We start from the raw sequence: 10,014 nt of genomic DNA on the forward strand, positions 1-10,014 counted from the left end.
AAGGCACGCGCGCCGGGATCAATCAGGCAGGGGCGCGCAACGGCGCAGCCATACTGCCGGTTCTGGATTGATCAGCGCGCCGGTGGTCCGCGAAGGGGCGGGCGCAGCCAGGCCAGCATCTGGCCGGGGCGCCGGAGCGAGGGCAGGGCGGTTAGCGCCACCGCCGGCAGCAGCACAGGCATCGGCAGCAGCAGCGGCGGTGCCGACAGGCCGGGCGTCACGCTGGCAAAGCCGCAATGATCGGACGGATCGGGGTCGGGATGCGGCATGTCGGGCGTCGACGGGTCGATGACCCCCATGCTGGTGCCGCACATGATGTAGGTGACGCCGTCGGCGGTGGCCACCGGCATCCAGCCGGTCGGCATCAGCAGCCGCATCCACAGCGCCAGCAGCGCGGCAGCGAGGCCGAGGCTGATGCCGATATGGCGAAGGGCGGTCTGGACAGGCACTGGAGCGGCCCCTAGCAGCGCTCGCCCCGGTTGGAAAGGGGCCGACGGCGTGCGCAACTCCGGGCTTGTGTCGTCGTTGGCGTCGGCCCAGTCTCGGCTGCACCTGATCAGGAGAATGACGTCCCGATGCCCCGCCCGGCAGCCCATCCCGAACGCCATGGTGTTTCACGAATCGGCTGGCTGCGCGCTGCCGTATTGGGTGCGAACGACGGGCTGGTGTCTACCGCCAGCCTGGTGATCGGCATCGGCGCCGCGGGGGCGACGCGCGAAGCGATCCTGCTGGCCGGGCTGGCCGGGCTGGTCGCCGGCGCCATGTCGATGGCCGCCGGCGAGTTCGTCTCGGTCAGTTCGCAGGCGGATGCCGAAGGCTCCGAGTTGCGCAAGGAGGCGAAGGAGCTGGCGGAATTCCCCGATGCGGAGCAGGCCGAACTGGCGGCCATCTATCGGGCGCGCGGACTCACACCCGAGACCGCCGCGCAGGTGGCGCAGGAACTGATGGCCCATGACGCGCTTGCCGCGCATGCCCGCGATGAGCTCGGGCTGACCGAGCAGACGGCGGCAAGACCGCTGGAGGCGGCGCTGGCCTCGGCGCTGATGTTCGCGGCCGGCGCTGTGTTGCCGATCATTGTCGTGCTGGTGGCGTCGCCGGCGCAGCGGCTGATTGCCGTGGTGGCTTCGGCCCTCGTCGGGCTGGCGTTGCTGGGGGCGGCCGGCGCGCGAACCGGCGGCGCACCGCTTGGCCGCGCCGTGGTCCGCGTCGTGTTCTGGGGCGCCCTGGCGATGGCAGCGACGGCGCTGATCGGGCGGCTGGCGGGCACGGTGATATGACGGAAGGAATAGCATGACGATCCGCCTGCACGGCTTTTTCCAGAGCTCGACCTCCTATCGGGCCCGCATTGCGCTGGCGCTGAAGGACGTGACTTACGAGTATGTGGCGGTGAATCTGCGCGCCGCCGAGCACCGAGAAGCCGAGTTTCTCGCGCTCAACGCCACGCCGGCGCTGCCGATGCTCGAAGTGGCGGAGGAGGGCACGGTGATGCGGCTCGGCCAGTCACTGGCGATCATCGACTGGTTGGACAGCCGCTTTCCCTCGCCCCGCCTCATTTCGGACGCGCAGCCACTGCGCGCCCGCGTGCTGGAGTTCGCGACGCTGATCGCCTGCGATATCCACCCGGTCAACAATCTGCGGGTGCTCAAATATCTCTCCCGCCTCGGCGTTCCGGAAGCGGCGCGGGACGAATGGTATGCCCACTGGATCGCCGAGGGCCTGGCTGGTGCCGAGCAGCTTCTGGATTGGTATGGCGCGGAAGGGGGATGGTGCTTCGGCGCCGCGCCGACGCTTGCCGATGTCTGCTTGGTGCCGCAGATGGCCAATGCGGACCGGATGAACTGCGACCTCGCGCCTTATCCACGCCTGCGCGCGGCGCGGGAGCATGCCGCCATCCATCCGGCCTTTATGGCAGCCGCGCCGCAGAACCAGCCGGACTATCTCGGCTGACCCGCGGCGCGTCCCGATCGATCAGGCGAAGGTCAGCGCCTTGGCGACCTTGACGCCGGGCAGTCGGCAGATCGCCGCCAGCAGCGGATCGGGGATCACCTCGTCCACCGAGAGCAGCAGCACGGCCTCGCTGCCCGAATCACGCCGGCCGAGATGGAAGGTGCCGATGTTGACCTGCGCTTCGCCGAGCGTGCTACCGAGCCGGCCGATGAAGCCCGGCTTGTCCTCGTTGACGATGTAGAGCATCCGCCCCTGCAGATCGGCCTCGACCTTGATGCCGAACAGCTCGGTCAGGCGCGGCTTTGAATTGCCGAACAGCGTGCCGGCCACCGAACGGTCGCCTTCCTCGGTGGTGACCGTCACCCGCAGCAGCGTGTGATAGTCGGTCTCCCGCTCATGGCGGACCTCGGCGATGTCGACGTTGCGCTCGCGCGCCAGGAACGGCGCGTTGACCATGTTGACCGTGTCCGAGTGCGGCCGCATCAGCCCGGTCAGCACGGCCGCCGTGATCGGCTTGATGTTCAACTCGGCGGCAGCCCCTTCCACTTCCACCTTGACGGCGGTGATGGTCTGCGATGCCAGCTGCCCGATCAGCGCGCCCAGCCGCTCGGCCAGCGCCATGTACGGCCGGATGCGCGGGGCTTCCTCGGCCGACAGCGACGGCACGTTGAGCGCATTGGTGACGCCGCCGGTCAGCAGGAAGTCGGACATCTGTTCGGCGACCTGGATGGCGACATTGACCTGCGCCTCGTCGGTACTGGCGCCAAGGTGCGGCGTCGAGATGAAGTTCGGCGTGCCGAACAGCGGCGAAGCCTTGGCCGGCTCCTCGGCAAAAACGTCGAGCGCCGCGCCGCCGATATGGCCGGAATCGAGCCCGGCCTTCAGCGCCACTTCGTCGATCAGCCCGCCACGCGCGCAGTTGATGATCCGCACGCCCTTCTTGGTCTTCATCAGATTGGCCGCCGACAGGATGTTGCGCGTGCTGTCGGTCAGCGGCGTGTGCAGCGTGATGAAGTCTGCGCGGGCCAGCAGCTCGTCGAGCTCGACTTTCTCGACGCCGAGATGCTCGGCACGCTCCGGAGTCAGGAAGGGATCGAAGGCGACGACCTTCATCTTCAGCCCCAGCGCCCGGTCGGCAACGATCGAGCCGATATTGCCGGCGCCGATCAGGCCGAGCACCTTGGAGGTCAACTCGACCCCCATAAAGCGGTTCTTCTCCCACTTGCCGGCCTGGGTGCTGGCGTCGGCCTCGGGCAGCTGGCGGGCCAGCGCGAACATCAGCGCAATGGCATGCTCGGCGGTGGTGATCGAGTTGCCGAACGGCGTGTTCATCACCACGATGCCCTTGGCCGAGGCCGCCGGGATATCGACATTGTCGACGCCGATGCCGGCGCGCCCGATGACCTTGAGGTTGGTGGCTTCCGCGATCAGCGCGGCCGTCGCCTTGGTCGAGGAGCGGATCGCGAGGCCATCATATTGACCGATGATCTTGGCCAGCTCCTCCTTCGAGAGGCCGGTGATTTCATCGACTTCGACGCCGCGGGCGCGGAAGATTTCGGCCGCCTTGGGCGACATGGAATCGGAAATGAGTACCTTGGGCATGGTCTTGTCCTTCGAAACTGGGAAGAAAGCGCGGGTCAGGCGGTGACGGTGGCGTAGGCCCAGTCAAGCCAGTGGGTCAGCGCTTCGATGTCAGCGGTGTCGACGGTGGCGCCGCACCAGATCCGCAGCCCCGGCGGCGCATCGCGGTAAGCGCCGATGTCATAGGCCGCACGCTCCTTCTCGAGCAGCGAGACCATCGCCTTTACCTGGTCGGGTGTGGTGCCCGGCAGGCTCAGGCAGACGCTGGTGTTGGACCGTGTCGCCGGCTCCTTGGCCAGATTCTCGATCCACGGCCGCTCATCGACCCAGCGGTTGAGCGCCGTGGCGTTGGCATCGGCGCGCGCCATCAGCTCGGGCAGGCCACCGATGTGCTTCGACCATTCGAGCGCGTCGATATAGTCCTCGACCGCCAGCATCGACGGCGTGTTGATCGTCTCCCCGGAGAAGATGCCCTCGATCAGCTTGCCCTTGGAGGTCAGCCGGAAGATCTTCGGCAGCGGTCGGTCGGGGGTATAGCTTTCAAGTCGCTCGACGGCGCGCGGTCCGAGGATCAGAATGCCATGGCCACCTTCGCCGCCCAGCACCTTCTGCCAGCTGTAGGTGAGGACGTCGGTCTTTTCCCAGGGAATTTCCTGGGCGAACACGGCGCTGGTCGCGTCGATGAAGGTCAGGCCCTCGCGGTCATCGCGGATCCAGTTGCCGTTCGGCACGCGAACGCCCGAGGTGGTGCCGTTCCATGTGAAGCAGAGATCGTTCGACTGATCGACGCGTGTCAGGTCCGGCAGCTCGCCATAGGGCGCGGTGATCACGGTCGGATCGAGCTTGAGTTGCTTGACCGCGTCGGTCACCCAGCCTTCGCCAAAACTCTCCCAGGCGATCATCGTCACTGGCCGCTGGCCGAGCATCGTCCACATCGCCATCTCATAAGCGCCGGTGTCGGACGCCGGCACAATGCCGATCCGATGGGTCGAGGGGACGTTGAGGACCTCGCGGGTCAGGTCGATGGCCAGCTGAAGGCGCGCCTTGCCCAGCTTCGAGCGATGCGAGCGCCCAAGCGATTCGATGGCGAGATTTTCAGGAGCCCAGCCTGGCCTCTTGGCGCAGGGACCGGAAGAAAAGTGCGGACGCGCCGGCAGCGCGGTAGGTTTATCAGTCATATTCTCTCCTCTCAGAGAGCTCGCGCCGCGTTGGGGCGGCGTGGCCCGCCGCCGCTCATATAGACAAGCGGCTGCGGGTCAAGACCGATCGCTAATGGCCCTTGCGGTTGGTCAGTTTGCCAAAGGTGCGGTCGAGTGCGGTAATCAGCTTGCCGGCGGCGCTGTTTACCGCCTGGTCGACACTCGATGCGGTGCTGTCGACGCTAAGCGGATCGAGCCCGTTGGGTCGCGCTTCCAGCGTGCAATGCTTGTCCGGAACCGTGCTGGCGGGGCCGTTAATATCCTTCAGATGAACCTCGATGCGCGTGAGTCGGGGCGCAAACCGATCGAGCTTGGCACGGAGAAGCGCTTCGAGATCGGCAGCGAGCGCTTCGCCAGCCTTGATATTGTTGTCTGAGTTGATCTGTATCTGCACGAAAATCTCCCTTTTGATGGTATCAGCGAACCTTGCGCGATCGCTCGAGCGCTGGTCGCTGGCCTTCGGCATCGAAGGCACCTGATGGGGGCTGCCCGGGGCGGCCCTGCGGCTGCATGCCCTCATTGGCCGTCTGTTCGGGCTCGGGGCGCTGAGCGGGCTCGGCAGCGTCCTTGAGCACCTGCGCCTTGCGGGCGAGATCAGCCTGCGTCGGGTCCTGTTCGGGGTTTGGCGTCTTGTCGGCCATGGAAATTTCCTTTCGTTTGAGCGGGAACCACCATCATTCAACCCGGGGATGTCATGCTGGTTCCAGCGGCGGCGAGGGGTGACTTGTCCCATGGCGATGCTTAACACCGGCCAACCACCCCTGTTTCAGAGTGAAACCCATGATCACACCGGCCGCGCCCGACCTTGCCGACAGCCTGTTTCCGAGTGCTCGGGAGGAGGCGCCGCGCGCCAACCAGCCCACTGCGGTGCCGCAGACCGAGCACCCGGCCTATCGCCTCGCTTTCCAGGATGATGACTTCCTGCTGCGCGAGGAACTGCGCCCGGTACGCTTCCAGCTGGAGCTCCTGAAGCCCGAACTGCTGCTCGCCGAAGCGGGCATCACGTCGACGTTCGTCTTTTACGGCTCGGCGCGAATTCCCTCGCCCGAGCAGGCGGATGGCGTTCTGGCCGCCGCGCGCACCCCGCGCGAAAAACTGGTCGCCGAGCGTCTCGTGGCGAAGAGCGGCTATTACACGGTGGCGCGCGAACTGGCGCGGCTGTCGTCATGCGCCGACCGGGGCCAGGGCGAGCCATGCCTCACCGTCTGCTCGGGCGGCGGACCGTCGATGATGGAAGCCGCCAATCGCGGCGCCTGGGACGAAGGCGCGCCGTCGCTGGGGCTCAACATCGTGTTGCCGCACGAACAGGTGCCCAATGCCTATGTGACCCCCGGCCTGTCGTTCCAGTTCCACTATTTCGCCCTGCGCAAGATGCACTTCCTGCTGCGCGCCAAGGCGGTGGCGGTGTTTCCGGGGGGCTTTGGCACCTTCGACGAATTCTTCGAGCTGCTGACTCTGGTGCAGACCGGCAAGGTCGCGCCGCTGCCGATCCTTCTCTACGGGCGGGAGTTCTGGACGCGTGTCGTCAATTTCGAGGCGCTGGCAGAGGAAGGGGTGATCTCACCCCGCGACCTCGAGCTGTTCCGGTTCGTGGAAACAGCCGAGGAAGGCTGGGAGATGGTCAAGGCCTGGTATTCGAGCGGCCCGCTAGACGATTAGGCGACGGGTTCTGCTGCCGCTTCGGCCGGGGCGGCTTCCTCGGCCGGGGCAGCGTCATCGGTCGCGGCCTCGTCTGTCGGGGCCTCGGCGGCCGGCTCTTCGGCCGGAGCGGCGGGGATCGGCAGCGGGCTGGCGCTCTGCTGGTTGAGCCAGACCATCACGGCGGCGCGCTCATCAGGCTTGGACAGGCCGGCGAAGCTCATCTTGTTGCCGGGCGCATATGCCTTGGGGCTCTTCAGCCACTTGCTCAGTTCTTCCCAGGTCCAGGGCTGCCCCTTCATCGCCAGCAGGGCGTCTGAATAGGAGAAGCCGGCATGGCTGGCGTGCGGGGCACCGACAACGCCATAGAGATTCGGCCCGATGCCATTGGCGCCGCCCGAAGCCGCATTGTGACAGGCTGCGCACTTCTTGAAGACGGCCTCGCCCTTTTCCGCCGTTGCCGAGGCCAGATAGAAGGCAATCGGCTTTTCGCTATCGACCGGGCCGGCGTCGACCACCTCTTCGACAACGCCTTCGATGATGTAAGCCGGCTTGTCGGGCTTGTGCGGGGTGAAGGCCATGTCCGTGAGAATGGAAATGCCGAGAAGGGCCACCAAGCCCGCCAGCACGGCGCCGGCGATCTTGTTGAATTCAAAGCTGTCCACTTATCTGCTCCTCGATCGGCATGGCCTGGAGGCCTGGAAGGGCATGGCGCCACGCCCGAAAACTCGGGCGCTCTATAGCAGTGCCGGGGCTGGCGGCAAGCTTTTGCGTTGCGGCAAGTCCATGTCGGGGCTAGGGCGGCATCCATGTCCAGCTATTCCCCAAGGGCCGCGACGCTTGTCGAGGCGATGGAACGAGCGGCTGCCGCCAATCCCCTGGCCGCGGTGGCGTTTCAGGGTGCGCCGGGGGCCTATTCACACCAGGCGGTGCGTGAAAAATATCCGGATCGGCCGGCCCTGCCGTGCGTGACGTTCGAGGATGCCATCGAAACCGTGCAGTCCGGCCGCGCGGGGCTCGCGATGATTCCGATCGAGAATTCGCTGCATGGGCGTGTCGCGGACGTGCATTTCCTGCTGCCCGAGTCGGGGCTGCACATTGTCGGCGAGCATTTCGTCCGCGTTCGTCACTGCCTGCTCGGTCTCGGGCCCAGGGACGCGCTGCGCGCCGTGCTCAGCCATCCCCAGGCGCTGGGCCAGTGCCGGGGCCGGCTGCGCGGCTGGGGGCTGGAGCCCGTCGCCCATTTCGACACCGCCGGGGCCGCCGCCGCCGTGGCCGACGCCGGCGATAATGTCGAAGGCGCCGTGGCCTCTCGGCTGGCCGCCGAGCTTTACGGGCTGGAGGTCTTCGCCGAAGGCATCGAGGATGCCGATCACAACACCACGCGCTTCGTCATCCTGTCGCGCGAGACGGTGCCGATGTCGGCAGGCACGCCGGCGATGACCAGCTTCATCTTCGAAACACGCAACGTTCCCGCATCGCTTTTCAAGGCCTTGGGCGGCTTTGCTACAAATGGTGTCAACATCACCAAGCTCGAAAGCTATCTGCGGGATGGTCGTTTCTCGGCCGTCGAATTCTATGTCGACATCGAAGGCGCACCCTATGAGCCGCCGGTGGCGCTGGCGCTCGAGGAACTGGCCTTCCACACGAAATGGGTGAGGCTGCTCGGCACCTATCCCCGGGGCCGCGACCGCAACTGAGCTTTAGCCGGCGAGTTGAACCAAATGGATGCAGGCCTTTCCATGGCCACGCGACACCAGGATTTCGAAGCCCGGCAGATCGAGTGCTTCCTTGCGCCCGGTCTCGACACTGATCAGCGTCGCCGGTACCAGCCATCCCATCTCATGCAGCCGGGCCAGCGCCGGCGGGGCCAGCCCCTGCTCATAAGGCGGATCCAGCAGCACCAAATCGACCGGGGCACGGGCGGGACCGAGTGTCTCCATGCGAATGGGAACGAGCGTCGCCAACTCTTTCGCCTGTAATGATTTCAGATTATTGTCGAGTATAGTTGAGGCGGTGATATCATTCTCGACAAAGCTGCAATGCCCGGCGCCCCGTGACAGGGCTTCGATCCCCAGCGCCCCCGTGCCGGCAAAGCCATCAACCACCCGCAACCCCTCGAAGCTGCCGAGCCGGCTGGTCAGCATCGAGAACAGCGCTTCGCGTACCCGGTCGGCCGTCGGGCGTGTCTGCGCGCCTGCGGGCGCCTGGATCGGTCGCCCCCGCCATTTGCCAGCGATTACCCGCATCAGCTGGCGTCGGGACCGCGCTTCAGCACGTTGAGCAGCTGCGCGACAAGCTGGGGCGGTACTTCGTCGACACCGCGCGGCGGCAGGTCCTCGAGATGAATGGGGCCATAGCGGGTGCGGATCAGCCGGGAGACCTGCAGGCCGAGATGTTCGAGCACCCGGCGGATCTCGCGGTTCTTGCCTTCGGTTAGCGTCATGCCGATCCACAGGTTACGGCCGGTGCGCCGCTCGATACCGGCATCGATCGGGCCATATTGAACGCCCTCGACAGTGATGCCGTCGATCAAATCTTCCAGCACTCTCTGATGGATCTCGCCGTATGCTCGCACACGGTATGAACGCGGCACGCTGGAGCTGGGCAGTTCGAGCGCGCGCTTCAGGGCGCCGTCGGTGGTCAGCAGCAACAGCCCTTCGGTGTTCATGTCGAGCCGGCCGACCGGCACGGTGCGCGGCAGGCCGGGCGGCAATATATCGAAGATCGTCGGGCGGCCGCCAGGGTCGCGAGAGGTTGTGAGCACGCCGCCGGGCTTGTGGAAGCGGAACAGCCGGGTCGGCTCCATCGCGGTGATCGTCAGGCCGTTGACGGTAATGCCGGCCAGGCTTTTGACGATCGTCGCCGGGGTGGTGATGACCTCGCCGTTGAGCGCAATCCGCCCCTCGCTGATCATCCGCTCGATGTCCCGTCGCGAGGCGACGCCGGCGCGTGCCAGCAGCCGGGCAATGCGCTGCGGTTCATGAGTTTCAGCGGCAACCGCCGCCGGCACGCGTTCAGGCTGCCTTTCGGGGCGACGCTCGGGCCGGCCGGCCGGGTTATTGCGTCGGCCGGTCGGGGCAGGGGCGTCGGCCCGGGCCTGCACCGGCAGCCCGGGGCGGCCGGGCATGCCGGCCCGGGCGGGGCGCGCCGCCGGACGCGTCGTGGCACGAGGTGCCGCGTCTCGGTCCGACTCCTTGCGAGGGCCGCGTTCGGGGCGTGCGGGTCGGGCGGCGCGCGCCGGCGGCGCATCACGCTCGGCGGCCTTGGCGGCACGGGGCCGGGCACGTTCGGCGCGCGGAGCATTGCCCTGTTCAGCCTCGGCGCGCGCGGCAAAACGACGGGCGGCCCGGTTGGTGGCGCCGGGCGGCGGCGCCTTGGGCGCGGCGCGCTTGCCATTGGGGGTCGGCACCGCGCCGATGTCGGCGCGAGGGCGGGCAGGGCGAGCCGGCCGGTTGCGATCGCCCGCCGGCGCACGGTCCCCCCGCGCCGGTGCACGGCTGTTATCCGGAGTTCTGTCCGTCGGTCTTCGGGGTGGGCGCATTGCTGCCTAGTGAGCGCGCTGGTCGTGCTTGTCCAGCATGGTTGCAAGGCGGGGCGGGTTCAGGCTAGGGCATTTCCGGCGCGGGCGTGGTGAAACTGGTAGACG

At 67.0% G+C, this 10,014-nt stretch carries 12 protein-coding genes; 4 read left to right on the plus strand and 8 right to left on the minus strand.

Annotated elements, in window-relative coordinates:
* Positions 1 to 71 precede the first annotated feature (71 nt).
* Entirely contained in the window at positions 72 to 449 is a 378-nt protein-coding gene (locus ACTIFJ_RS01360) for a DUF2946 family protein (RefSeq protein ID WP_439532282.1), read from the minus strand.
* Positions 450 to 575: 126 nt separating this feature from the next.
* Between ACTIFJ_RS01360 and ACTIFJ_RS01365 the strand changes: the two genes are divergently transcribed.
* Positions 576 to 1,277: a VIT1/CCC1 transporter family protein gene (locus ACTIFJ_RS01365; protein WP_439532283.1), complete on the plus strand. Its 702-nt coding sequence runs from the start codon at positions 576 to 578 to the stop codon at positions 1,275 to 1,277.
* 13 nt (positions 1,278 to 1,290) lie between these two features.
* Positions 1,291 to 1,947 carry a maleylacetoacetate isomerase gene (maiA, locus tag ACTIFJ_RS01370; RefSeq protein ID WP_439532284.1) on the plus strand — a complete coding sequence of 219 codons (657 nt, stop codon included), beginning with the start codon at positions 1,291 to 1,293 and terminating at the stop codon, positions 1,945 to 1,947.
* Between the two features lie 21 nt (positions 1,948 to 1,968).
* Here the strand turns inward: maiA and serA are convergent, their stop codons facing one another.
* The 4 genes from serA to ACTIFJ_RS01390 all read right to left on the minus strand — a co-directional run bounded on the left by serA (position 1,969) and on the right by ACTIFJ_RS01390 (position 5,368).
* Complete coding sequence (gene serA, locus ACTIFJ_RS01375) at positions 1,969 to 3,549, minus strand: phosphoglycerate dehydrogenase (protein WP_439532285.1); 1,581 nt, start codon at positions 3,547 to 3,549, stop codon at positions 1,969 to 1,971.
* 35 nt (positions 3,550 to 3,584) lie between these two features.
* A complete protein-coding gene (locus tag ACTIFJ_RS01380) occupies positions 3,585 to 4,706 on the minus strand; it encodes a phosphoserine transaminase (protein ID WP_439532286.1) in 1,122 nt (373 codons plus the stop codon).
* A 91-nt stretch (positions 4,707 to 4,797) separates the two neighbouring features.
* Complete coding sequence (locus ACTIFJ_RS01385; RefSeq protein WP_439532287.1) at positions 4,798 to 5,193, minus strand: HPF/RaiA family ribosome-associated protein; 396 nt, start codon at positions 5,191 to 5,193, stop codon at positions 4,798 to 4,800.
* Positions 5,144 to 5,368, minus strand: coding sequence for a hypothetical protein (locus ACTIFJ_RS01390; protein ID WP_439532288.1), 225 nt, complete (start codon positions 5,366 to 5,368; stop codon positions 5,144 to 5,146). Before ACTIFJ_RS01390 ends, ACTIFJ_RS01385 begins: the two co-directional genes overlap by 50 nt.
* A gap of 139 nt (positions 5,369 to 5,507) precedes the next feature.
* Here ACTIFJ_RS01390 and ACTIFJ_RS01395 point away from each other — a divergent pair, with 139 nt between their 5' ends.
* Entirely contained in the window at positions 5,508 to 6,386 is an 879-nt protein-coding gene (locus ACTIFJ_RS01395; protein WP_439532289.1) for an LOG family protein, read from the plus strand.
* Here ACTIFJ_RS01395 and ACTIFJ_RS01400 read toward each other — a convergent pair.
* The gene (locus ACTIFJ_RS01400; protein WP_439532290.1) at positions 6,383 to 7,030 is read right to left on the minus strand and encodes a c-type cytochrome; all 648 of its coding nucleotides are present in this window, start codon (positions 7,028 to 7,030) and stop codon (positions 6,383 to 6,385) included. The two genes, ACTIFJ_RS01395 and ACTIFJ_RS01400, sit on opposite strands and share 4 nt — an antisense overlap.
* Positions 7,031 to 7,174: 144 nt before the next feature.
* On the opposite strand from ACTIFJ_RS01400, the gene ACTIFJ_RS01405 reads away from it, so the two are divergent.
* Entirely contained in the window at positions 7,175 to 8,065 is an 891-nt protein-coding gene (locus ACTIFJ_RS01405; RefSeq protein WP_439532291.1) for a prephenate dehydratase, read from the plus strand.
* A gap of 3 nt (positions 8,066 to 8,068) precedes the next feature.
* On the opposite strand, the gene rsmD is transcribed toward ACTIFJ_RS01405, so the two are convergent.
* Together rsmD and ACTIFJ_RS01415 are read right to left on the minus strand one after the other, a co-directional pair.
* Positions 8,069 to 8,614 (minus strand): 16S rRNA (guanine(966)-N(2))-methyltransferase RsmD, encoded by a 546-nt coding sequence (gene rsmD, locus ACTIFJ_RS01410; RefSeq protein WP_439532292.1) that lies wholly within the window; start codon positions 8,612 to 8,614, stop codon positions 8,069 to 8,071.
* A complete protein-coding gene (locus ACTIFJ_RS01415) occupies positions 8,614 to 9,777 on the minus strand; it encodes a pseudouridine synthase (RefSeq protein WP_439532293.1) in 1,164 nt (387 codons plus the stop codon). The genes rsmD and ACTIFJ_RS01415 overlap by 1 nt, the downstream gene beginning before the upstream one ends.
* Positions 9,778 to 10,014: the final 237 nt, after the last annotated feature.

The organism is Polymorphobacter sp., assembly GCF_051860865.1.
Lineage (GTDB): Bacteria > Pseudomonadota > Alphaproteobacteria > Sphingomonadales > Sphingomonadaceae > Sandarakinorhabdus.